Origin of the sequence: Streptomyces sp. Je 1-369, from assembly GCF_026810505.1 — a bacterium.
Lineage (GTDB): Bacteria > Actinomycetota > Actinomycetes > Streptomycetales > Streptomycetaceae > Streptomyces.
The window spans coordinates 3,561,292-3,583,927 of the sequence record NZ_CP101750.1 but is presented as its reverse complement, the minus strand read 5'-3'; the positions used below and the strand labels follow the sequence as shown (position 1 = coordinate 3,583,927).

Genomic DNA, 22,636 nt, shown 5'->3' with positions numbered 1-22,636 from the left:
CCGCGCCCCTGACGGGGCACCCGGATCCGCGACACTGTGTAGATGCGCCGTCGCCTGATCAACTCCACCCTCGCCGTCGTCCTCGTGGTGATCGCCGTGTTCGGGGTGAGCCTCGTCATCGTCGAGACGAGGACCATCAGCAGCAGCGCCCAGGAGCGCGTCGACTCCGAGGCGCTGCGGCTGGCCAGCATCGTGGACAGCCGCCTGATCAGCGAGGAGAAGATCAGCGGCGCCATCCTGCGCGACCAGGTCGCCTCCGACCGGTACGCCCGCATCGAGATCCCCGGCCGCAAGGCCATCCAGATCGGCACCCGCCCCGGCGGCGAGGTCATCAGCGCCACCCGCCCCGGCGAACAGGGCGAGAAGGTCACCGTCCAGGAGCCGAAGGCCGCCGTGACCCGCGAGGTCGGCAGGACCCTGCTGATCATCGCCGCCGTCGCGCTGCTCGCCATCGTCGCCGCCGTACTCCTCGCCGTCCGGCAGGCCAACCGCCTCGCCTCCCCGCTCACCGACCTCGCGGAGACCGCGGAACGCCTCGGCTCGGGCGACCCCCGCCCCCGCCACAAGCGGTACGGCGTGCCGGAGCTGGACCGTGTCGCCGACGTCCTCGACTCCTCCGCCGAGCGCATCGGGCGGATGCTGACCGCCGAGCGGCGCCTCGCCGCCGACGCGTCGCACCAGCTGCGCACCCCGCTGACCGCGCTCTCCATGCGCCTGGAGGAGATCACCGTCACCGAGGAGCTGGACACGGTGAAGGAGGAGGCGACGATCGCGCTGGCGCAGGTCGAGCGGCTCACCGACGTCGTGGAGCGGCTGCTCACCAACTCGCGCGATCCGCGTACGGGCTCCGCCGTCGCCTTCGACCTGGACGAGGTCGTCAAGCAGCAGCTGGAGGAGTGGCGCCCCGCGTACCGCAGTGCGGGCCGCGCCATCGTCAGCTCGGGCAAGCGGCACCTGGAGGCGGTCGGCACGCCGGGAGCGGTGGCGCAGGTCCTCGCCGCGCTGATCGAGAACTCGCTGATGCACGGTGGCGGCACGGTCGCGCTGCGTACCCGCGTCACCGGCAATCAGGCGGTCATCGAGGTCACGGACGAGGGCCCCGGCGTACCCGCCGATCTGGGGGCGCGCATTTTCGAGCGGACGATCAGCGGCCGCAACTCGACGGGAATCGGCCTCGCGGTGGCCCGGGATCTGGCCGAGGCGGACGGTGGCCGCCTGGAGATGCTCCAGACCCAGCCGCCGGTCTTCGGGCTCTTCCTGTCCCGTACGCCGCTGTCGAGGAGCACGGACACCGAAGCGGACGACAAGACGATCCGCTAGGGGCGGCGTCCGACCCGGGCCCTAGGGGCGCCGCACCGCGGGCTTCTCGTCCGCGTCCGTCTCCTCCAGGAACGATTCCGCATGCCCGACCGTCGTCTCGCGCACGGGCAGGGCCTTGAACACCCAGCTGCGGTACGACCAGAAGCGGAAGAGCGTCGCGATGCCCATGCCGAGGAACTTGAAGAAGTTGGACTGGAGTCGGCTGTCCCAGCCGAACCAGTACGTCGCCGCGTAGAGCACGCCGTTCTCGATGACCAGGCCGACCGCGCTGAACAGCAGGAACAGCGTGAGTTCCTTGGTGCGGCCGCTCTTGTCACGGTCCTTGTACGTGAAGTAGCGGAAGCCCACGTAGTTGAAGGCGATGGCGACGACCGTGGCGATCACGCTCGCGCGCACCACGTGCAGGTCGGTGACGTGCCGCACGAGGTTGAAGACCGCGAAGTTGACCAGCGTGCCGACCGCCCCCACGGCCCCGAACTTGGCAACTTCGCGCCCGAGCCTGTCCAGCCGCACGCGCAACGCGCCCCGTTCCGTCATGGTGTCGCCCCAGCCCCCGTCGATTCCGTACCGGTCGTTCGTACCGGTCGTGTACGTGCCGACGGATTGGTGTTTCGGTCGTGTCGACCCAGCCATGCTAACCAGCGGCCATCGCGGGCGCTCGCGGGCACCTGGACACTGTGGCGCCCCTGTGACGGGAGCGGCCGCGGGGCGCGGGATCCGGCCGTTCCGCGGTGGCCGATACCGGCCGATACCCTGGGAGCGTGACGTTCCCGGTAGTCGGCATGGTCGGCGGCGGTCAGCTCGCCCGCATGACCCACGAGGCGGGCATCCCCCTCGGCCTTAAATTCAAGCTCCTCAGTGACACCCCGCAGGATTCCGCGGCGCAGGTCGTCAGCGACGTCGTCATCGGCGACTATCGCGACCTGGACACGCTGCGTGCGTTCGCGCGGGGCTGCGACGTGATCACTTTCGATCACGAACACGTACCCACCGAGCATCTACGGGCCCTGGAGGCGGACGGCATCCCCGTCCGTCCGGGGCCCGACGCGTTGGTGCACGCCCAGGACAAGGGCGTCATGCGCGCGAAGCTCATGGAGATCGGCGTGCCCTGCCCGCGCCACCGGATCGTGAAGGACCCGGCCGACGCGGCCGCCTTCGCGGCCGAGGGCGCCGCGGACGGCGGCGACGGCTTCCCCGTGATCCTGAAGACGGTGCGGGGCGGCTATGACGGAAAGGGGGTGTGGTTCGTACGTTCCGTCGAGGACGCCGAAGAGCCCTTCCGGGCCGGTGTCCCGGTGCTCGCCGAGGAGAAGGTCGACTTCAGGCGGGAACTGGCGGCGAACGTCGTCCGCTCACCGCACGGCCAGGCCGTCGCCTACCCCGTCGTCGAGTCCCAGCAGGTCGACGGCGTCTGCGACACGGTGATCGCGCCCGCACCCGGCCTCTCCGAGGACCTCGCGGGCCAGGCGCAGGAACTGGCGCTGCGCATCGCCAAGGAGCTCGGCGTCGTCGGACACCTCGCCGTCGAGCTCTTCGAGACCCGCGACGGCCGCATCCTCGTCAACGAACTGGCGATGCGCCCGCACAACTCGGGCCACTGGACGCAGGACGGCGCGATCACCTCGCAGTTCGCCAACCACGTCCGCGCCGTGCTCGACCTGCCGCTCGGCGACCCGCGCCCGCGCGCCAAGTGGACCGTGATGGCCAACGTGCTCGGCGGGGACTACCCCGACATGTACACCGCGTACCTGCACTGCATGGCCCGCGACCCGCAGCTCAAGATCCACATGTACGGCAAGGACGTGAAGCCCGGCCGCAAGGTCGGTCACGTGAACACCTACGGCGACGATCTGGACGAGGTCCTCGACCGCGCCCGGCACGCAGCCGGCTACCTCAGAGGAACGATCACCGAATGAGTGCACCCGTTGTTGGCATCGTCATGGGCTCGGACTCCGACTGGCCGGTGATGGAGGGCGCCGCCAAGGCACTCGACGAGTTCGAGATCCCCTTCGAGGTCGACGTCGTCTCCGCGCACCGCATGCCGCACGAGATGATCGCGTACGGCGAGCAGGCGGCGGACCGCGGCCTCAAGGCGATCATCGCCGGTGCGGGCGGCGCCGCCCACCTGCCGGGCATGCTGGCGTCGGTGACCCCGCTCCCGGTGATCGGCGTGCCCGTCCCGCTCAAGTACCTGGACGGCATGGACAGCCTCCTGTCCATCGTGCAGATGCCCGCGGGCGTCCCGGTCGCGACGGTCTCCGTCGGCGGCGCGCGCAACGCGGGCCTGCTCGCGGCCCGCATCCTCGCCGCGCACGACCCCGAACTCCTCGGCCGCATGCGGGAGTTCCAGCAGGAGCTGAACGACCAGGCGACGGAGAAGGGCAAGCGGCTGCGGACCAAGGTCGAGGGAGCGGGTTCCGGATTCGGCTTCGGCTCGGGAAAGTGACCGCATGACATCCCACGACGAAGCACGCGCACTGGACGAAGCACACGCACTGGACGCGGCACGCGCACTCGACGAAGCACGCGCACTCCTCGCCGACTTCCCCGTCGTCGACGGCCACAACGACCTGCCGTGGGCCCTGCGCGAGAAGGCCGGTTACGACATCGGCAAGCTCGACATCGCGACGGACCAGCGGGGCAGCCTGCACACGGACATAGCCCGGCTGCGCGCGGGCGGCGTCGGCGCGCAGTTCTGGTCGGTGTACGTCCGCACGGACCTGACCGGCGACGCGGCGGTCAGCGCCACGCTCGAACAGATCGACTGCGTCGACCGGTTGCTCACCCGCCACCCGGCGGACCTGGTCCGCGCGCTGACGGCGGCGGACATGGAGAAGGCCCGCGCCGAGGGCCGCATCGCCTCCCTGATGGGCGCCGAGGGCGGGCACTCCATCAACAACTCCCTCGCCACGCTGCGGGCGTTGCACACGCTCGGCGTCCGCTACATGACGCTCACGCACAACGACAACATCGCGTGGGCGGACTCGGCGACGGACGAGCCGGGCGTCGGCGGCCTCTCGCCCTTCGGCCACGAGGTCGTACGTGAGATGAACCGCGTCGGCATGCTGGTGGACCTCTCACACGTCGCGGCGACGACGATGCGGGCGGCCCTGGACACGTCGGCGGCCCCGGTCATCTTCTCGCACTCCTCGTCGCGGGCGGTCTGCGACCACCCGCGCAACATCCCGGACGACGTCCTGGAGCGGCTGCCCGCCAACGGCGGCGTGGCGATGGCGACCTTCGTCCCGAAGTTCGTCCTCCAGGCGGCGGTCGACTGGACGCGGGCCGCCGACGACAACATGCGGGCCAACGGTTTCCACCACCTGGACACGCGGCCCGAGGCGATGAAGGTCCACGAGGCCTTCGAGGCGACGAACCCCCGCCCGATCGCCACCGCCGCAACGGTCGCCGACCACCTCGACCACATGCGCGAGGTGGCGGGCATCGACCACGTCGGCATCGGCGGCGACTACGACGGCACGGCGTTCACCCCGTCCGGCCTCGACGACGTGGCGGGCTACCCGAACCTGATCGCGGAACTCCTCACCCGCGGCTGGTCCACGCCCGACCTCGCGAAGCTGACGTGGCGGAACGCGGTACGGGTGCTGGGCGCGGCGGAGGACGTCTCCCGGGACATCAGCTCCCGACGGGGCCCGTCGATCGCGACGCTGACGCAACTGGACGGCTGAGAAGGGGCGCCCCTTCGGGGCACGAACGGTGCCCTCCCCCCGAAGTCAGGGAGAGGGCACCGTCGCCGTTCGAGCGCCGCGGGCTACGGCAGGTTGCGCGCCATCACGATGCGCTGGACCTGGTTCGTGCCCTCATAAATCTGCGTGATCTTCGCGTCTCGCATCATGCGCTCGACCGGGTAGTCACGGGTGTAGCCGTACCCGCCGAGGAGCTGCACCGCGTCCGTGGTGACCTCCATCGCGACGTCCGAGGCGAAGCACTTCGCGGCCGCGCCCTGGAAGGTGAGGTCCTTGTCGCCGCGCTCCGACTTGGCGGCCGCCGCGTACGTCAGCTGGCGGGCGGCCTCGATCTTCATCGCCATGTCGGCGAGCATGAACTGGATGCCCTGGAAGTCGGCGATCGGCTTGCCGAACTGCTTGCGCTCCTTGACGTAGCCCTTGGCGTAGTCGAGGGCGCCCTGGGCGATGCCGAGAGCCTGGGCCGCGATGGTGATGCGGGTGTGGTCCAGGGTCTTCATGGCGGTCGCGAAGCCCGTGCCCTCGTCGCCGATCATGCGGTCGGCGGGGATGCGGACGTTGTCGAGGTAGACCTCGCGGGTGGGGGAGCCCTTGATGCCGAGCTTCTTCTCCGGGGCGCCGAAGGAGACGCCCTCGTCGCCCTTCTCGACGACGAACGCGCTGATGCCCCTGGAGCGCTTCTCCGGGTCGGTGACGGCCATCACCGTGTAGTACTCGGAGACGCCCGCGTTGGTGATCCAGCGCTTCACGCCGTTGAGCACCCAGAAGTCGCCGTCGCGCACGGCCTTGGTCTTCATGCCCGCCGCGTCCGAACCGGCGTCCGGCTCGGAGAGGCAGTACGAGAACATGCCCTCGCCGCCGGCGAGCGGCGTCATGTACTTCTTCTTCAGCTCCTCGGAGCCGGAGAGGATGACCGGCAGCGAGCCGAGCTTGTTGACGGCGGGGATCAGCGAGGAGCTGGCGCACACGCGGGCGACTTCCTCGATGACGATGACCGTGGCGAGGGCGTCGGCGCCCGCGCCGCCGTAGCTCTCCGGGACGTGCACGGCGTGCAGGTCGTTCGCGACGAGCGCGTCGAGGGCCTCCTGCGGGAAGCGGGCCTCCTCGTCCACCGCTGCGGCGAACGGCGCGATCTTCGCCTCGGCCAGCGAGCGGATCGCGTCGCGGAGCATGTCGTGCTCCTCGGACGGGCGGTACAGGTCGAAATCAGCCGATCCGGCCAAGGTCTCTCACGCTCCAAGGACGCTAATTACCGTTAAGTAACCCAAATTTTAGTGGTGCCCCCCACGCGAGGGATACGTGAGCTTCGCGACAGCGGGAATCGTGCCCGGTGAGCGGCCGGGACACGCGGGACTATGCTCGTCAGCGCACTGACGCCACAGCCCCCTGGAGCACCGCATGGCCCCCAAGATCACCGTGATCGGTACCGGCTATCTCGGCGCCACGCACGCCGCGGCCATGGCCGAGCTCGGCTTCGAGGTGCTGGGTCTTGACGTCGTGCCCGAGAAGATCGAGATGCTCCAGCGGGGCGAGGTCCCCATGTACGAGCCCGGTCTCGAGGAGCTCCTGCGCAAGCACGTCGCGGGCATCGAAGGAGCCAGCGGGCGGCTGCGCTTCACGATGGACTGGGCGGAGGTCGCGGACTTCGGCGACGTCCACTTCATCTGCGTGAACACCCCGCAGAAGCACGGCGAGTACGCGTGCGACATGTCGTACGTCGACAACGCCCTGGAGTCCCTCGCCAAGCACCTCACCAAATCCGCGCTGGTCGTCGGCAAGTCCACCGTCCCGGTCGGCAGCGCGGACCGGCTCGCCACCCGCCTCGCGGAGCTCGCCCCCGCGGGCGACGAGGTCGAACTCGCCTGGAACCCCGAGTTCCTGCGCGAGGGCTTCGCCGTCAAGGACACGCTGCACCCCGACCGCATCGTCGTCGGCGTGCGCAGCGAGCGCGCGGAGAAGCTGCTGCGCGAGGTGTACGCGGCGCCCATCGGCGAGGGCTCACCGTTCGTCGTCACCGACTTCCCGACCGCTGAGCTCGTCAAGACCTCCGCGAACTCGTTCCTCGCCACGAAGATCTCCTTCATCAACGCCATGGCCGAGGTCTGCGAGGCCGCCGGCGGCGACGTCGTGAAGCTCGCGGAGGCCCTCGGCCACGACGACCGCATCGGCAAGAAGTTCCTGCGGGCCGGCATCGGCTTCGGCGGCGGCTGCCTGCCCAAGGACATCCGCGCGTTCATGGCGCGGGCCGGCGAGCTCGGCGCCGACCAGGCCCTGACGTTCCTGCGCGAGATCGACTCCATCAACATGCGGCGGCGCGGCCAGATGGTCGAGATGGCGCGCGAGGCGCTCGGCGGCGGCTCCTTCCTCGGCAAGCGGGTCGCGGTCCTCGGCGCCACGTTCAAGCCGGACTCGGACGACGTACGCGACTCCCCGGCCCTGAACGTGGCCGGTCAGATCCACCTCCAGGGCGGCCAGGTGACCGTCTACGACCCCAAGGGCATGGCGAACGCCCGCCGCCTGTTCCCCACCCTCGGGTACGCGGAAACGGCCCTGGACGCCGTCCGCGGCGCCGACGTCGTCCTGCACCTCACCGAGTGGCGCGAGTTCCGCGAGCTCGACCCCGCGGAGCTCGCCGCCGCCGCGACCGCCCCGCTCATCCTGGACGGCCGCAACGCCCTGGACCCCGAGACGTGGCGGGCCGCGGGCTGGACGTACCGCGCGATGGGCAGGCCCGCAGCCTAAGAGTGACCATGGGGGGCATGGACATGGATATGACGGAACCCGTGACGGAACCCATCGCCCGCCTGCGCAACGTCGTCCTGGACTGCCCGGACCCGCGCGCACTCGCCGAGTTCTACGCCGCCCTCATCGGCGGCACCATCGAAGAGGACGGGGACTGGGTCGACCTCGTGTCACCCGGCCGCGTCAAAGTGTCGTTCCAGAAGGTGGTGGGCCTGCGCCCGCCGGAGTGGCCCCGTTCCGACGTCAACGCGCAACAGGTCCACCTGGACCTGGACGCCGGGCGCACCATCGAGGAGATCGACGCCGCCCAGGAGAAGGTGCTCGCGCTCGGCGCGACGCCCCTCGACCTGGACGACGACGGAGGCAAGCGCGACTTCCGCGTCTACGCCGACCCCGCGGGGCACCCGTTCTGCCTCTGCAAGATCCCCTGACGGATGCAAGATCCCCTGACGGGCCGGCACAACGGCGCTCACCCGTCCAGTCGGTCTATCGTCGCCGTCGACGCGGGCCGCCGCTCCCGCGTCGACCGCGCGGTGAAGTCCGCACCGCGCAGGGCGCGTTGTACGTTGCCCCAGGTGAGCAGCGCCAAGTCGGCCTCGGGCCAGCCGCGTTCGACGAGTTCGGCGATCAGCCGCACGTGACCCAGCGGGTCTGACAGGCCCTCCGGGTGCGCCTCACGGGTGTCGTGCGTGCCGGAGATCCCCACGCACTCCGGGCCCGCGACCCGGCGCACGTGGTCGAGGTGGTCCGCGACCGTGCGCACCGTGGGCCCGGTCCGCCCGGCGGCGAGCGGGACGAGGACGAGGCCCTTGGCGGCGCCGACATCCGCGAGGAGGCCGTCCGAGAGGTTCGCCGGATGGTCGTACAGGGCGCGGGCCCCCGAGCGCATGAAGACCACCGGCGCCTTGGAGACGGCGAGCACCCGCCGCGCCGTCACCTCGGAGGTGCCGGACAGGTCCGCGAGGACCCCGAGCCGGTTCATCTCCCTGACGACCTCCTCGCCGAACGGCGTCAGGCCGCCCTCGCCCGCCCAGGACGTCCCGCAGAGCGTGACCACGCACAGGCCCAGGCTGTGCAGCACCCGCAACGTGCCCAGCGAGTCGCCGAGCGCGACGCCGCGGGCCGGGCCGATCAGGGTGGCGATGCGGCCGCAGTTGCGGGCGTCGGCGGTCTCCGACGCGTTGCGGGCGAGCCGCAGGGCGTCGGAGTGGGCGGCGACGACGTGCTTGATGAGGTCGATCTGTTCGAGCGTCGTGCGAACGGTGCGGTCGCCGCTCGGCCCGTCGGGCACGTGCACCGACCAGAACTGCGCGCCGACCCGGCCCGCGCGCAGCCGCGGCACGTCGCCGTCGAGGCCGCTGTCACCGGTCTCGAAGTCGTGCCAGGGCAGCTCGCGCAGGGCCCACGGCATGCCGCTGTAGCCGTCGGCGACGGGGTGGGCGGCGAGCAGGGCGCGGGCCCGGTCCGCGGGGGAGGCGCAGCGGACGGTCTCCGCGCCGGGCGCGGGTGCGGGCGCGGTCACGAGGGCGGGGTCGGGCACGGGGTCGGGCGGGACGAGGGCCTGATCGAGGGCCCCCGCCTCGGCGGTGGCGCTGAATTCCTCCTGCAGGTCTGCCATGGCAGGTGCTCCGGACGTCGGCGGGTGGCAGTTCGAATAAACCGTGGCACGGCACGGCCACGGCTTCGCGGCGGACGGGGCGTTCGGGGTACGGGGCGGCCGCCGCGGTACGCGAAAGGGCCCCGCCGACCTGGATCGGCGGGGCCCTCTCACACGTGAGCGGTCAACGGCGTCACCGGTTGTCCGAGACCGTCACCTTCTCGTCGTTGTTGAGCTCCTTGACGAGCTGCTTGACCTTGGCCTTGTCCCAGACGAGGTTGCTGCCGGCGGAGCCCGAGATCGGCATGTTCATCGACGTGCCGTCACCGCCGGTCACGCCCTTCATGGCCCAGAACATGGAGGCCACGTCGAGCAGGCCCATGTCCTTGTCGACGACCAACGTGTCCAGGCCCGCGCCCATCGTCGGGTAGAGCTTGAACGGGTTCATGACCGTGCCGGGCGTCGCCGCCTGGTGGGCCAGGGCCGCGAGGAACTTCTGCTGGTTCTTCGTACGCTCCAGGTCGCTGGAGAAGGCGTGCCGGGTGCGGACGAAGGCCAGGGCCTCCTGGCCGTCGAGCGTCTGCTTGCCCTTCTCGAAGTCGGCGCCCGACCACTTGTCCTTGAAGGCCTTGGGGATGTCCATCTCGACGCCGCCGACCGCGTCCACGATCTTGGCGAAGCCGCCGAAGCCGATCTCCGCGTAGTGGTCGATCTTCAGACCGGTGTTGTACTCGACGGTCCGCACGAGCAGCTCGGGCCCGTCCTCCGCGTACGCCGCGTTGAGCTTCGTCTGGCGGCCCTGGTTCGGGTAGAGCTTGCCGGACTCGGCGCCCTTGAACGAGGGGATGGTGACGTTCGAGTCGCGGGGGAGCGAGATCATCGTGTTCCCGCCGTCGTCCGCGACGTGCAGGATCATCATCGAGTCGGTGCGCTTGCCGTCGGCCGAGCCCGTGTGGAGGCGCTTCTTGTCCTCGGCGGTCATGCCCTCGCGGCTGTCGGAGCCCACGATCAGGTAGTTCGTGCCGTCGCCGCCCTCGGGCCGCTCGATGACCTTGGAGAGGTCGACCTCGCGCTTGAGCTTGGAATCGGCCCAGAAGTACGTGATGACCGAGGTCACGACCAGCACGCTGACCAGCGTGATCGCGGTCCACTTGATCCGCTTGCGCCAGTTCGGCGCGGGACGCGGGGCGCGGGTCGGGCGTCCGTCGCCGCCGCCGTCGCCCGGGCCGGGCCTGCCGTAGACCTGGCCGGTGTTGTAGCCGCTGTCGTAGCCCTGGTCCTGGTTCTGCGCGTACGGGTCCTGGCGCGCGGCGCGCGGCTCGAAGACCTGGTCGCGGGCGTCGCCGTACGGCTGGCCGTTGCCGCGCGGCTCGTCGTACCCGTCGTCGTACCCGGACTGCTGCGGGACCCCGCCGGGCGGTGGTCCGGCCGGACGGGAGGGCCGGCCACGCTGGATGTGCCGCATCGCACGGGCTCCCTCGGGCTGGGAGTTGCCGCTGCCGCGGCCGTGTCCCCGGCCGCCACCCTGATCGTCAGGCCAATCGCTCATGTGGCCCAGTCTGCCGTCTTCGGGGCCGCGCCTTACAGGGCGGTCGGGAATCTGGGTCACGGCTGTTGCAGAGCTGATGCAAAGCGGCCGGGGAGAGCCCGGTCGTACGTCCGGCATAGGGTGGAGGGCATGACAGACCAGGCTCCCAATCCGGAATCGGAGATTCCGGGCAAGCCGACCTCAGCGTCCCGCACCACGCTCAGCCACATCATGACCCACAACGACACCAACCTCCTCGGCACGGTGCACGGTGGCGTGATCATGAAACTGGTGGACGACGCCGCGGGCGCCGTCGCCGGACGCCACTCCGGCGGCCCCGCGGTCACCGCGTCCATGGACGAGATGGTGTTCCTGGAGCCGGTCAGGGTCGGAGACCTGGTTCATGTGAAGGCTCAGGTGAACTGGACCGGGCGCAGCTCCATGGAGGTCGGCGTCCGGGTCCTCGCCGAGCGCTGGAACGAGTCGACGCCCGCCCAGCAGGTCGGCTCCGCCTACCTGGTCTTCGCCGCGGTCGACGCGGACGGCAAGCCCCGCACGGTCCCCCCGGTCGTCCCCGAGACCGACCGCGACCGCCGCCGCTACCAGGAGGCCCAGATCCGCCGCACCCACCGCCTGGCCCGCCGCCGAGCGATCAAGGAGCTGCGGGAGTCCCGGGCGGCCGAGGGCTTCGACGACTAAGCCCTCCGCCCCGGCGCGGGGCGTCCGCTCTCAGAGCCTGTCTTTGAACCCCCGCCTGCGCCCGCGCGAACGACGGGGGTTCAAAGACAGGCTCTCAGGGACAGACCACCTGATCCCCGGTGACCGCACCGAACTCGCCGAGCCGCACATCCTCCGCGCGCACCCGCCGGACCTCCTTGAAGTCCTTCCCCGCGATGACCTTCAAGGTCGCCCCCTGTCCCCGCACCTCGCGCAGCTCGCTCCCCGGCAGGGCCGTCGCCAGGGCCTTCGCGGAGCGGTCCCACCGGGGGTCGTACGCGACGACGGTCCGCTCGGCGGGCCTGGCCGCGGCCCCGGGGACGTTCCCCGGCAGCTGCGAGGTGCGGAAACCGGTCTTCCGCAGCGCCTCGTCGACCCGCTTCCCGAGCTCCGGGTCGCCCGTGCCGTTGTCGACCTGGACCCGGATCTGCTGCGGTGCGACGCCGACCATGGTGGCCCTGCCCTTGCCGTGGCGGGCCGCGAGCGGACGGTCCTCGCGCAACGCGTCGAACAGCTTCTGGGACTTCTGCGGATGCCATACGAGCGTCGCACCGATGCCCGGGATGTTCGTCCCCCTGTCGCTCAGCGGCACGGTCGTGAACTCCGACGACGACGGCGAGAAGCCCCGCATCGCCCGCCCGAGGTCGAGGATCTCGTCCGTCCCGAAACCGTTGTCCGCGCGGACCGCGCCGAGCAGCGTCAGCGTCACGTCGCGGAACTTGACCGGGTTCAGGAGCACACCGCTGCCCGTCGCCTTGGCGATGAGCGCCGCGAGGAAACGCTGCTGGCGCTGCATGCGGCCGAGGTCGGACGCCCCGTCGACGTACCGGGAACGGACGTACTGGAGCGCCTCACCGCCGTTCATCAGGTGCGTGCCCTCCGCCAGGTTCAGGCCGGTGTGCGAGTCCTGGAGCGGCCGTGCCGTGCAGATCTCGACGCCGCCGAGCACGTCCACGGTCTTCATGAAGCTGGTGAAGTCGACCTCCAGATAGTGGTCGATCTTGACCTTCGTCATGTGCTCGACGGTGCGCACCGTGAGGTTCGGGCCGCCCTCCGCGTACGCCGCGTTGATCTTGTTGGGGTGCTCGTGGTGCTTCTGGCGCGTGTTCCTGTCGGTGTGCGCGGGCAGGTCCGCGTAGCTGTCCCGGGGCAGGCTCACGACACTGGCGCGGTCCCGGTCCTCCGAGATGTGCACGATCATGATCGTGTCCGTGCAATGGCAGGGCGCGCCCCCGAGGCGGTACTTCTGCTTGTCCTCGGGCGAGAGCTTGTCGCGGCCGTCGGTGCCGACGAGCAGCACGTTCATGCCGTTGCCCGACTCGGGCCTGTTCTTCATGTCCCGGAAGGCGTCGACCCGCTGGATGCCGGTGTCCAGACCGGTCACGACCGCGTGCCCGATGCCGGCCGCGGCCAGGACCGTCACGGAGAAGCCGGTCGCCACGCGCATGGCCCAGCGCGGCCGTCTCCGCCGCCCTGCGGACTTCCGGGGAACCCGCTCGGCCCGCACCGCCCGCTCGGCCCTCGGAGCCGGTGGACGAGGGCGGCGCGGTGGCGGGGCAGGGGAGCGTCGGGGCGGTGTGGGCACGTGCGGGGCACCTCCGCGAGACGGGCCGTGGCCCGGTTGAGGACGAGCCGGTAACCCGAGAAACGTAAGGCCATACGAAATGCGGCCCGGGGTAGCGACCCGGACGGCGCGCACCCGTGTCCCCCATTCGCGGTAACGTGACGCGTGATGAACGCGAAGTCTGAGGTGCAGCCTCCAGCCGTATCCGTGATCATGCCCGTCCTCAACGAGGAGCGGCATCTGCGCGAGGCGGTGCACGCGATCCTGCAGCAGGAGTACGCGGGCGAGATGGAGGTCGTCGTCGCGCTCGGCCCCTCCACCGACCGCACGGACGAGATCGCCGCCGAGCTGGTCCGCGAGGACCCGCGAGTGCACACGGTCCCCAATCCGACGGGGCGCACGCCCGCGGCGCTCAACGCCGCCATCAAGGCATCCCGTCACCCGATCGTGGTGCGCGTCGACGGCCACGCCGCGCTCTCGCCCGGCTACATCACGACGGCCGTCCGCCTCCTGGAGGAGACCGGCGCGATGAACGTCGGCGGCATCATGCACGCCGAGGGACAGAACGCCTGGGAGCACGCGGTCGCCGCCGCCATGACGTCGAAGATCGGCGTGGGCAACGCCGCCTTCCACACCGGCGGCGACGCCCAGCAGGCCGAGACGGTGTACCTGGGCGTGTTCCGCCGCGAGGCGCTCGAGCAGCAGGGCGGGTACAACGAGGAGTTCATCCGCGCCCAGGACTGGGAGCTGAACTTCCGCATCCGCGAGGCCGGCGGCATGATCTGGTTCTCGCCCGAGCTGAAGGTCTCGTACCGCCCGCGGCCGAGCGTGAAGGCGCTCGCCAAGCAGTACAAGGACTACGGCCGGTGGCGCCACGTCGTCGCCCGCTACCACGAAGGCTCCATCAACCTCCGCTACCTCGCGCCGCCGACCGCGGTCTGCGCGATCGCCGCGGGCATCGTCGTCGGCGCGGCCCTCACACCGTGGGGCTTCGTGATCCCCGGCGGCTACGTCGCGGCCATCGCCGCCGGGTCCGTCCCCGCGGGCAAGGGCCTGCCCCTGAAGGCACGCCTGCGGATCCCGGTGGCCCTCGCGACCATGCACATGTCGTGGGGCTGGGGCTTCCTCACCAGCCCGCGCTCGCTGGCCAAGCGCGTCATCGCCTCACGCCGCCCGGCGGTCCTGGGGACGACGCAGGAGGCGTGACAAGTACGCGACCACGTGCACGACGAGGGCCCCGGCACCGCGCCGGGGCCCTTCGCGCGTCCTGATGCGGTATGCGTCCTGACGCGGTGTGCGGTGTGCGGTTATGACGTGTGCGGTTATGACATGGGCTCTTACCAGCTGAAGTTCGGGTCGACCTTCATGCACGCCTTCTTGTCGGACCCGCTGAGCGCGTCCGCGGAGTCCGGCGTCGTGTCGTCCTTCTTCTTCGCCTTGGGCGGCGCGTCGCCCTCGCGCCAGTCGGCACCGACGACCAGCGTCACCCCCGACACGTCCGTCGACTTCTTCGCCGCGCTGAGCGGCAGCCCGAGGGCCTTGGCGACCCGCTGCGCGTCACCCTCCAGATCCGCGCTGGGATAGCGGACGACCGTCTTCTCCTCGGACAGTGCCGCCGCCGTGTCAGGCGTCGCCTTCTTGAAGCCCTTGCCCGCGAGGAGCTGTGCCACGACGGACGCCCGGCCGCTGACCGGCGGCTCGGCGGAACTGCGGGTGCCGTTCTGGACCTGCACCGCGATGTCGCCGTCCGCGGCGGCCGGGTCGTCCGACACCTTCTCCTTGGCCTTCTTCTTCTTGCCCTTGCCGTCCAGCGGGATGTCGTCGCGGACCAGACGGAAGAGCTGCTCCGCGTCGCCGGGCTTGGGGACGACGCGCGCACCGGCGTAGTCGAACGGCATCGTCGTCATCGTCGTACGGCTCGGCGGGACCTTCTTGAGCTCGTTGCCCAGGTCGTACAGCTTCTTGATGGTGCCGAGGCCGTCGTCCACCTTCAGCGCGTTCGTCGCCTCCTCGGCGAGCTTGCGCAGCTGGTTGGGGCTGGTCAGGCCGGTGTTCTCGCGGAGCTTGCGGACCAGCGCGTTCATGTACATGTGCTGGGCCTTGGCGCGGCTGATGTCGGTGCCGCCCTCGAAGCCGTACCGCGTGCGCAGCCACTGGAGGGCCTGCTCGCCCTTGACCTCCGTGGTGCCCTTCTTCAGCTTCAGGCCCGAGCCGTGGCCCTGGCTGTCGCGCGAGTGGATGTTCCTGTCCACGCAGACGGGTACGCCGCCGATGGCGTCCGCCATGGAGACCACACCCGAGAAGTCGACCATCATGAAGTGGTTGATGTGGATGTTGGTGAGCTTCTCCCAGGTGGCGACCGTGCAGCCGGGACCACCACGCCCCAGCGACTCGTTCGTCATGTACTTCGGGCCGGTCTCCGGATACACCTTGCCGTCGTCCGGATCGGTGCACTTGGGGATCTGCAGCAGGGTGTCGCGCGGCATGCTCACGACCGACATGTTGGAGCGGTCGGCCGAGAGGTGCAGCAGCATCTGCACGTCCGCGAGGGGCGGGGAACCGAACGTGTTCTTGGCGCCGCCGAGCTTCTGGTTCGCCTTGGAGTCCCGTGCGTCCGACCCGATGAGCAGGATGTTCAGCGGGGTCTGGCCCGCGGCGTTGGGCGTGGGCTCGGGGGCCCGGTGCTCGCCGAGGTTCAGGTCGTCCGTCTCGAGGTTGCTGTTGAGGTGCTGGTAGTAGAGGTACCCGGCGCCGGCCGTCCCGAGTATCAGGACCGACAGGATCGTCGCCGACCAGCGCAGGACACGGCGCTTGCGGCGCGGCGGACGCGCCCCGCCGCGCGTGCCGCGCCGGTGTCTGGCGCTGTTCTCCGGGGGCTCGTCGCCGCCTTTCGAGGACTTCGAGGACTTCGAGGACTTGGAGGACTTCGCGGAGTGACCTCCGCCCTCACGGGAGCTACTACGGGAGCTACTACGAGAGCCGCTACGAGAGTTGCTACGAGAACCACTGCGAGAGCCCTCACCCGACCCGTCGTCGGTGTCCTCGTCCCAGCCGTGATCACTTGCGTGCGGAGCGCGTTGTCGCGCCCCCTCCTTACGCACGCTGTTCTGCCTCATCCCCAGCCCCTCCCCGCCCCATTCATGAACTGCGGTCGTTCCGCGACGCCTTGACGCATGACCCATGCCGCCTTGGCGCATTGTTAGACGCAGAACGACCGCTTCAGGTCACTTGGCGCACTTAACCTTGTCCGCTTGGACCTTGTCGATGTCCTTCGGTGCCTTCGAAGAAGCATCAACGGGTACCCCCGCGCCCTTGAAGTCTCCGCCGAGCGTCAGCTTCATGGCCGGGAGGCCCTGTGCGTTCTTCTCGCTCTTGCCCGGCTTGAGGGCGGCGCCGGACAGGCCCATGATGTCGGCGAGCCGACGGGCCTGGTCCGCCTGGCCCGGCGCGTACTCGAGCATCGTCTTCTTGATGACCGAGGGCGCGTTCCCCAGTTGGCTGGACTTGAGCACGCCCTCAGTGTTCTGCAGCCACGTGAGAGTTGTCTGAGCGGCGCCCGTCTTTCCGCTGCCGTTGTAGAGGTCGACGCGCACCTCGGCGGGGTCGGCCTTGGGGCCCTTGAGGCGGGCGGCCACCGCGGCCTTCTCCTTCTTCTCCTGCTTCTTCACCACGGTGAGCGACTGGTCGGCACGCATCATCGCGAACAGCTGCTCGGACTTGGTCGGGTTCGGCACGACCGTGGTGTGGACCGTCTCGGCCGGGTTGTCGATGACCGGCACCGTGGCGAAGCTCAGGTTCTTCATGTCGAGCTTGCCCAGCTCCAGGCCGAGGTCCTTGAGCTTCATGATGTTGGCGATCTTGGAGTCGACGGTGAGGGCCTCGGTGCCCGCCTCCGCGAGGCTGAACATCTTCTTCGGGTTGGAGAGGGTGTCGTTCGACTTGAGCTTGCGCATGAGCGCGCTGAGGAACTGCTGCTGCAGCTCGATGCGGCTCAAGTCACCGCCGGTGCCCACGGAGTGGCGCGTACGGACGAACGCGAGCGCGTCCTCGCCCTCGATCGTGTGCTCGCCCTTGGACAGCTTCAGGTGCGACTTCGGGTCGTCGATGTCCTTGGCCAGGCAGACGTCCACACCGCCGACGGCGCTGGAGAGCGTCTTCACCGCGTTGAAGTCGGCCACCATGAAGTGGTCCATCTTTATGCCGGTGATCTTGGTGACCGTGCGCATGGTGCAGCTGGGCGTGCGGTCGCTCTGGCCGAGGCTCTCGTTGAAGCGGACGTTCTGGCTGCCCGGGATGACCTTCTCGCTGCCGTCCTCCTGCTTCGTCGGGCAGTCCGGAATGTCGATGATCATGTCGCGCGGGATGCTGAGCGCGGTCGCGTTCGTACGGTCCTTGGAGACGTGCAGCAGGATCGTCGTGTCGGCGTGACCGGCGCTTCCCTCGTCGCCGTACCCCTTGTTGCCGCTGCCGCTGCGCTTGTCCGTGCCCATCACGAGGATGTTGATGGCCCGGTCCTTGCTGAAGCCGCCGGTGCCCGCGCCGTCATCGTCTATCGACGTGATGTTGTCGTTGAGGTGCTGGTAGTACAGATAGCCGCCGGTGCAGCCCGCGACGAGCAGGAAGGCCAGCGTGCCGCCCGTCCAGACCATCACCTTCTTGCCCTTGGACTTGGGCTTGCCCTTGCCCTTCCCCTTGGACTTTCGGGGATTCTGCTTGCGCCGCCCGCCGGAACCGGGCTCCGGCTCCTTCACGCGACGCCTGCGCTGTCCCGGCACCTCGCGGCGCTCGTCGCGCTCGTCCGGGCGGGAGCGCTCACGGCCCGGCGCGGAGCGGCCGCGACCGCCCTGCCGGGGTGACGATCCACGGGGTCCTGGCACCGACGACTGCCCAGCGGAGGGGCTCAGTCGCAGTTCGTAGTCACCGGTGTCCGGGTTGAGAACCCACTGGTCTGCGGGGTCGATGTTCTCCGCCCGCCCACGGCCTTGCGCGTCCACGGTTGTTTGCGTCCTCCGTCGGGGCCACGCGGCGCCTTTCCCCCCTCAAGAAGGCGCTCGGTCAGGTTCAGCGGTGCATGGCCGAGAGGGCCTTGGCGCACCGGATCGCTCACACTATCCGCCCAGTTCAGCGTCGAACGACGCCGGTGACAAATTCCACTCCCCTACAACTGGGCAATCCGCCCTATTTCTTTGTGGTGCGGGCCCTTCCCTTGGGGATCGTTTTACTCGCAGGTGGACCCCGCGGCCGTGTTGCCCCGGAATGTCGGCGCGGGCGACGGCGACTCCGCGGGATCGTCCGGCTTCTCGTCGCCGCCGCTCCCGCCCTCACCAAAGCCGCCGTTCTCCTCCTCCTCGTCTTCCTCCTCCACGTCGGAGTCGTACTCCTCCTTGGAGTCGGACTCCTCTTCGTACGCGCCCTCCGACTCCGACGAATCCCGGCGCGCCTGTTCCGCGGGCTGCCGCGGGTCGACGGCCACGGGGATGTCCGAGCGCAGCCGCGTGAAGAGCTCTTTCGCCGCGGGCTCGACGAGCTCGTCGCGATTGGCGTCGTACGTGTACGACTGACGCGGCACGGTGAGGAACTGCACCCGTTCCGTGGGGATATTGCGCATGCCGCGCACCAGTTCGTACAAACCCCGCAGACTTGCGAGTCCCGGGTCGGTCGTCAGCGAGGAAGTCGCCGCGTCGAGAACGGGATAGAGCTTCGTCGGATTCAGCAGGACGTCATTGCTCTGCACCTTGTTGACGAGGGCGCCGAGGAACTCCTGCTGGCGGTCCATCCGGTCGGTGTCGCTGCCATTGCCGAGGCTCTTGCGGGCACGCACAAAACCCAGTGCCTGTTCGCCGTTGAGGGTGCGAACTCCCGGGGCGAGCTTCACGTGTGCGTCGGAGTCGTCGATCGGCGCCCGCAGGCAGACCTGTACGCCGTCGACGGCGTCGACCATGTCCTTGAACCCCGCGAAGTCCACGACCATGTGGTGGTCGACGCGGATGTCGGTGAGCTTCTCGACGGTACGGATCGTGCAGGCCGTACCGCCCATCTCGAAGGCCCAGTTGAACTGGGCGAACTGCGCCTGCGTCCGGGAGCCGTCCGGCTTGCGGCAGCCGGGGATGTCCACCATCAGGTCGCGTGGGATCGACACGGCGGTCGCGCTCCGCCGGTCGGCGGCCAGGTGCAGCAGGATCGTGGTGTCGGAGCGCTCGGTGCCGGGGTCCCTGCCGTACTTGCGGTTGCCCTGGCCGGCACGGGTGTCGGAGCCGAGCAGCAGAATGTTCTGCGCGTCGTGGACGAGGGGGGTGGGCCGCTCCTTGTCGTACCGGGCGAGCTCGGCGGCGGCGTCCGTGTCCGTGGTGATGTTCCCGTTGAGCTTCTGATACGCGGCCCACCCGAGGCCTCCGGCCCCGAGCACGACGACGGCGACCCCGACGGCGCAGTACCGCACCCACCGCCGCTTCCGCCGCCCCACCCCCACCCCACTGGCACTGGCCCCCGCGCCGGGCCCATACCTCCCCCCGCCCCCTCCGTCTCCCGCCCCACGGGGACTGACTCCAGAGGCCCCACCGACATCCTCACCCACGTCTGCGTCCACCCCTCACGGCTGCCCAGCTCCGTACTACGTCCACTACGACCATGGCCCGCCCCGGCGCGGGGGGCCTCTGGGCCGGGGGAGGGGCTGGGCTGAACGGGGGATCGGGGGGATATGGGGGGGCGGGTGCGCAGGGGGTGGGGGCGCGGGAAGGGTGCCGGGGGTTTCAGGGTGAGGGGGGGCGGCGCGGCTGGGGGGCTTTTTGGGGCGCGGGGATCGGTGCGGGGGGTCTTCAGGGGCGCGGGGAACGGTGCCGGGAGGTTTTCAGGGGCGCGGGGAACTGCGCGACAAGCCACGACGAGCCCGCACTCGAATGCACATGCCGGTCAGGGGCTGTGGGGGCAGGTGCCGGGAGGTTTTCAGGGGCGCGGGGAACTGCGCGACAAGCCACGACGAGCCCGCACTCGAATGCACATGCCGCCCAGGGGCTGCGGGGGCAGGTGCCGGGCGGCATGCAAGGGGCGCGGAAAACGGTGCCGGGAGGTTTTCAGGGGCGCGGGGAACTGCGCGACAAGCCACGACGAACCCGCACCGGAGAACCGCCCAAGGCCAGGGGCCAGCTACCGTCGGACAACCCCCACCCGCTCGTCCCCCACCCTCTTCTGCAGCCCACCCTCAGACAACCGCTCGAGGTTCCGGCAAAGCACCACCGACCCACCCCCACCCAACGCGGCGAAAAGCCCCGCGCTGAGCCCCTCCCACGTCCCGTAGGACAGCCCGGACAGCACACGGACTCCCACCGCACCGGCCTCACGACCCGCACCGGCCTCACGACCCGCACCAGCCTCACCAGCCGCACCGGCCTCACCGCCACCCCCCAACCGCCCCGCATCCTCGCGAGCCCGAGCGACGACCTCCGAACCCGTCAGCTCCACCCCGTCGACCACGAGCGCAACCTCGTCCGGGTCCACGGGAGCGTACGGAGCGAACTGGTCCCCCTGCCCCGGCACCTCCACCGCGTAGTCGGAGAAGCCCTCCGGGGCCTGCGGAAAGCGTCCTCCGAGCGGCCGCAGCGCAAGAGCCACCCGCTCTCCGGAACACGCCCGCGCCGCCTCCAGCGAGTCGGGCCCGCTGACGACGAGATCCGCCGACGCCGGATCACCGCCCACGTCCGCGACGACACCCACCGACGAACAGGCGAGCAGCCACACGGCCGTCTGCCAGTGCGCGGGCAGCAGCAACACGGCCCGGTCACCCGGCTCCGCCGCCAGGTCGCCCTGGAGCAGATTCGCGGTCTTGGCCACCCAATTGGCGAAGGTGGCGACGGACAATTCCACCCGCTCACCGGTGGCGTCGTCGTAGAAGGTGACCAGTGGGCGGCCCGGATCCGAGGCGAGCGCGGATCGCAGCAGGTCGGCAGGGGTGCGGTCGTTGGCGTTCACGGGCGCAAGCGTACGCGGACCACTGCGCGCCCCCGGCGTGGCGGGGGAGTGCGGCACGACCGGATCGCCCACACTTGGCCGACGCCCCGTCAGTTCCCCAATGGACAGAAAAGCACCACTATGCCAACGATCGTACGTATGCGTGGATTTCTAGCTTCCTCGATCGGCGTCACGTGCGCGGCCGCCCTGGCCCTGCCCCTCACCCTGCCCTCGTCCGGCGCCCGGGCCGCGGCGCCCGGCGCACCGTCGGCCGCAGGCCCAGCAACGGAGGGGATCCCCGGCCGCACCGAGTCCATCCCGCTCACCCCACTCGGTTCCGACCGCGCTCTCGGCTCGGCCGGGGCGCGGGAACAGGGCCTGGGTCGACGCGATGTCCGCCCCTTCTCCCTGGTAGGCGTCGTCTGGAACGACCCCGAAGCGGAACTGCACGGCACGGTCCAGGTCCGCACCCGCGCGACCGGCACCACCACCTGGTCGGAGTGGCAGCCCGTGGAGACGCACAACCACGAGCACACCGCCGACCCCGGCACCCCCGAGCACGACGCCGACACGGTCCGCGGCTCGACGGCGCCGCTGTGGGTGGGCGACTCGGACGGCGTGGAGATCCGCGTACGAGCGGAAGCTCCACCCGCCACGAGTCGCGCCCTCGCCACAGGCGCCGCCACCGCAACCCCCCTCCCCGAAGGCCTCCGCCTGGAACTCGTCGACCCGGGCGACGACCCACCCCCGCACAACCCCCGCCACGAAGCCCCGCCCGGCTCCTCGGAGCGGCAGACGGAGGACGACCTGATCGCCACACGCGGCGGCGACGCGGGGCAGGCCCAGGCACGCCCCTACGTCGGCCCGCGCCCCCGCATCATCACCCGCAAGGGCTGGGGCGCCGACGAAAGGCTCCGCGAGAGGAAGTTCGCGTACACGAAGACGGTGAAGGCCGCCTTCATCCACCACAGCGCGACCGGCAACAACTACCGCTGCTCACAGTCCGCCGCGGCGATCCGCAGCATCTACCGCTTCCACGTCAAGAGCAGCGGCTGGCGCGACATCGGCTACAACTTCGTCGTCGACAAGTGCGGAAACATCTACGAAGGACGTGCCGGAGGTGTGGCCAAGCCGGTCCTGGCGGCCCACACTCTCGGATTCAACAGCAACAGCATGGGCATCGCGGTCCTCGGCAGCTACAGCTACTCCACCCCGCCGAAGGCGGTCGTGACCGCCATCGCCCGGCTGACCGCGTGGAAGCTCGGCCTGTACGGAGCCAACCCGCGCGGGACTACCTACCTGAAGTCGGGCGGTGGCAACCTGTACAAGAAGGGCAGGAACGTCCGGCTCCGCGTCATCTCCGGGCATCGGGACGGATTCGCCACGGAGTGCCCAGGCGGCCGCCTGTACAAGAAACTGGGCAAGGCCCGCACCACGTCGGCCCGCTACCAGGGCCGCTGAGGAAACACCCCGCACACCCTGCACGCCCAGCACACCCTGCACGCCCAGCACACCCT

Annotated in this window: 18 protein-coding genes; 9 read left to right on the top strand and 9 right to left on the bottom strand. The window is 70.2% G+C overall.

Annotated elements, in window-relative coordinates; all coding sequences use genetic code 11:
• The first annotated feature begins 42 nt into the window (after window positions 1-42).
• A complete protein-coding gene (locus NOO62_RS16185; protein ID WP_268771592.1) occupies window positions 43-1,320 on the top strand; it encodes an ATP-binding protein in 1,278 nt (425 codons plus the stop codon).
• Window positions 1,321-1,341: 21 nt separating this feature from the next.
• Here the strand turns inward: NOO62_RS16185 and NOO62_RS16180 are convergent, their stop codons facing one another.
• The gene (locus NOO62_RS16180) at window positions 1,342-1,857 is read right to left on the bottom strand and encodes a GtrA family protein (RefSeq protein ID WP_268775639.1); all 516 of its coding nucleotides are present in this window, start codon (window positions 1,855-1,857) and stop codon (window positions 1,342-1,344) included.
• Between the two features lie 224 nt (window positions 1,858-2,081).
• On the opposite strand from NOO62_RS16180, the gene NOO62_RS16175 reads away from it, so the two are divergent.
• Genes NOO62_RS16175 through NOO62_RS16165 form a run of 3 tightly spaced genes read left to right on the top strand, consistent with a single transcriptional unit; the run spans window position 2,082 to window position 5,009 of the window.
• A complete protein-coding gene (locus NOO62_RS16175) occupies window positions 2,082-3,236 on the top strand; it encodes a 5-(carboxyamino)imidazole ribonucleotide synthase (RefSeq protein ID WP_268771591.1) in 1,155 nt (384 codons plus the stop codon).
• Window positions 3,233-3,766: a 5-(carboxyamino)imidazole ribonucleotide mutase gene (gene purE / locus NOO62_RS16170; RefSeq protein ID WP_268771590.1), complete on the top strand. Its 534-nt coding sequence runs from the start codon at window positions 3,233-3,235 to the stop codon at window positions 3,764-3,766. Before NOO62_RS16175 ends, purE begins: the two co-directional genes overlap by 4 nt.
• 4 nt (window positions 3,767-3,770) lie before the next feature.
• Window positions 3,771-5,009 carry a dipeptidase gene (locus tag NOO62_RS16165; protein ID WP_268771589.1) on the top strand — a complete coding sequence of 413 codons (1,239 nt, stop codon included), beginning with the start codon at window positions 3,771-3,773 and terminating at the stop codon, window positions 5,007-5,009.
• A gap of 83 nt (window positions 5,010-5,092) precedes the next feature.
• On the opposite strand, the gene NOO62_RS16160 is transcribed toward NOO62_RS16165, so the two are convergent.
• Entirely contained in the window at window positions 5,093-6,250 is a 1,158-nt protein-coding gene (locus NOO62_RS16160; RefSeq protein WP_268771588.1) for an acyl-CoA dehydrogenase, read from the bottom strand.
• 175 nt (window positions 6,251-6,425) lie between these two features.
• Between NOO62_RS16160 and NOO62_RS16155 the strand changes: the two genes are divergently transcribed.
• Window positions 6,426-7,769 carry a UDP-glucose dehydrogenase family protein gene (locus NOO62_RS16155; protein WP_268771587.1) on the top strand — a complete coding sequence of 448 codons (1,344 nt, stop codon included), beginning with the start codon at window positions 6,426-6,428 and terminating at the stop codon, window positions 7,767-7,769.
• 17 nt (window positions 7,770-7,786) lie between these two features.
• The gene (locus NOO62_RS16150; RefSeq protein ID WP_268771586.1) at window positions 7,787-8,200 is read left to right on the top strand and encodes a VOC family protein; all 414 of its coding nucleotides are present in this window, start codon (window positions 7,787-7,789) and stop codon (window positions 8,198-8,200) included.
• Window positions 8,201-8,238: 38 nt separating this feature from the next.
• On the opposite strand, the gene NOO62_RS16145 is transcribed toward NOO62_RS16150, so the two are convergent.
• Window positions 8,239-9,387 carry a dipeptidase gene (locus NOO62_RS16145; protein WP_268771585.1) on the bottom strand — a complete coding sequence of 383 codons (1,149 nt, stop codon included), beginning with the start codon at window positions 9,385-9,387 and terminating at the stop codon, window positions 8,239-8,241.
• Window positions 9,388-9,559: 172 nt separating this feature from the next.
• Entirely contained in the window at window positions 9,560-10,915 is a 1,356-nt protein-coding gene (locus NOO62_RS16140; RefSeq protein WP_268771584.1) for an LCP family protein, read from the bottom strand.
• Between the two features lie 129 nt (window positions 10,916-11,044).
• Between NOO62_RS16140 and NOO62_RS16135 the strand changes: the two genes are divergently transcribed.
• Window positions 11,045-11,593 (top strand): acyl-CoA thioesterase, encoded by a 549-nt coding sequence (locus NOO62_RS16135; protein ID WP_268771583.1) that lies wholly within the window; start codon window positions 11,045-11,047, stop codon window positions 11,591-11,593.
• A 94-nt stretch (window positions 11,594-11,687) separates the two neighbouring features.
• Here NOO62_RS16135 and NOO62_RS16130 read toward each other — a convergent pair whose 3' ends face one another.
• Window positions 11,688-13,058 (bottom strand): LCP family protein, encoded by a 1,371-nt coding sequence (locus tag NOO62_RS16130; RefSeq protein WP_398974489.1) that lies wholly within the window; start codon window positions 13,056-13,058, stop codon window positions 11,688-11,690.
• Window positions 13,059-13,343: 285 nt separating this feature from the next.
• Between NOO62_RS16130 and NOO62_RS16125 the strand changes: the two genes are divergently transcribed.
• Entirely contained in the window at window positions 13,344-14,381 is a 1,038-nt protein-coding gene (locus NOO62_RS16125; protein WP_268771581.1) for a glycosyltransferase family 2 protein, read from the top strand.
• A gap of 131 nt (window positions 14,382-14,512) precedes the next feature.
• Here the strand turns inward: NOO62_RS16125 and NOO62_RS16120 are convergent, their stop codons facing one another.
• From NOO62_RS16120 to NOO62_RS16105, 4 genes are all read right to left on the bottom strand, one after another.
• Window positions 14,513-16,291, bottom strand: coding sequence for an LCP family protein (locus NOO62_RS16120; RefSeq protein WP_268771580.1), 1,779 nt, complete (start codon window positions 16,289-16,291; stop codon window positions 14,513-14,515).
• Between the two features lie 108 nt (window positions 16,292-16,399).
• The gene (locus tag NOO62_RS16115; RefSeq protein ID WP_268771579.1) at window positions 16,400-18,169 is read right to left on the bottom strand and encodes an LCP family protein; all 1,770 of its coding nucleotides are present in this window, start codon (window positions 18,167-18,169) and stop codon (window positions 16,400-16,402) included.
• Window positions 18,170-18,393: 224 nt separating this feature from the next.
• The gene (locus NOO62_RS16110; protein WP_414930834.1) at window positions 18,394-19,638 is read right to left on the bottom strand and encodes an LCP family protein; all 1,245 of its coding nucleotides are present in this window, start codon (window positions 19,636-19,638) and stop codon (window positions 18,394-18,396) included.
• 680 nt (window positions 19,639-20,318) lie between these two features.
• Window positions 20,319-21,140 (bottom strand): TIGR03089 family protein, encoded by an 822-nt coding sequence (locus NOO62_RS16105; RefSeq protein WP_268771577.1) that lies wholly within the window; start codon window positions 21,138-21,140, stop codon window positions 20,319-20,321.
• A gap of 138 nt (window positions 21,141-21,278) precedes the next feature.
• Between NOO62_RS16105 and NOO62_RS16100 the strand changes: the two genes are divergently transcribed.
• Complete coding sequence (locus tag NOO62_RS16100; protein WP_268771576.1) at window positions 21,279-22,580, top strand: peptidoglycan recognition protein; 1,302 nt, start codon at window positions 21,279-21,281, stop codon at window positions 22,578-22,580.
• The last annotated feature ends 56 nt before the right edge of the window (window positions 22,581-22,636 follow it).

Bases quoted from the DNA above. Each gene is read 5' to 3' on its own strand.
- NOO62_RS16165 (WP_268771589.1), top strand. From the start codon at position 3,771: ATGACATCCCACGACGAAGCACGCGCACTGGACGAAGCACACGCACTG.
- NOO62_RS16125 (WP_268771581.1), top strand. From the start codon at position 13,344: ATGAACGCGAAGTCTGAGGTGCAGCCTCCAGCCGTATCCGTGATCATG.
- NOO62_RS16140 (WP_268771584.1), bottom strand. From the start codon at position 10,915: ATGAGCGATTGGCCTGACGATCAGGGTGGCGGCCGGGGACACGGCCGC.
- NOO62_RS16185 (WP_268771592.1), top strand. From the start codon at position 43: ATGCGCCGTCGCCTGATCAACTCCACCCTCGCCGTCGTCCTCGTGGTG.
- NOO62_RS16155 (WP_268771587.1), top strand. From the start codon at position 6,426: ATGGCCCCCAAGATCACCGTGATCGGTACCGGCTATCTCGGCGCCACG.
- purE (WP_268771590.1), top strand. From the start codon at position 3,233: ATGAGTGCACCCGTTGTTGGCATCGTCATGGGCTCGGACTCCGACTGG.
- NOO62_RS16135 (WP_268771583.1), top strand. From the start codon at position 11,045: ATGACAGACCAGGCTCCCAATCCGGAATCGGAGATTCCGGGCAAGCCG.
- NOO62_RS16145 (WP_268771585.1), bottom strand. From the start codon at position 9,387: ATGGCAGACCTGCAGGAGGAATTCAGCGCCACCGCCGAGGCGGGGGCC.
- NOO62_RS16180 (WP_268775639.1), bottom strand. From the start codon at position 1,857: ATGACGGAACGGGGCGCGTTGCGCGTGCGGCTGGACAGGCTCGGGCGC.
- NOO62_RS16100 (WP_268771576.1), top strand. From the start codon at position 21,279: ATGCGTGGATTTCTAGCTTCCTCGATCGGCGTCACGTGCGCGGCCGCC.
- NOO62_RS16150 (WP_268771586.1), top strand. From the start codon at position 7,787: ATGGACATGGATATGACGGAACCCGTGACGGAACCCATCGCCCGCCTG.
- NOO62_RS16120 (WP_268771580.1), bottom strand. From the start codon at position 16,291: ATGAGGCAGAACAGCGTGCGTAAGGAGGGGGCGCGACAACGCGCTCCG.
- NOO62_RS16130 (WP_398974489.1), bottom strand. From the start codon at position 13,058: ATGCGCGTGGCGACCGGCTTCTCCGTGACGGTCCTGGCCGCGGCCGGC.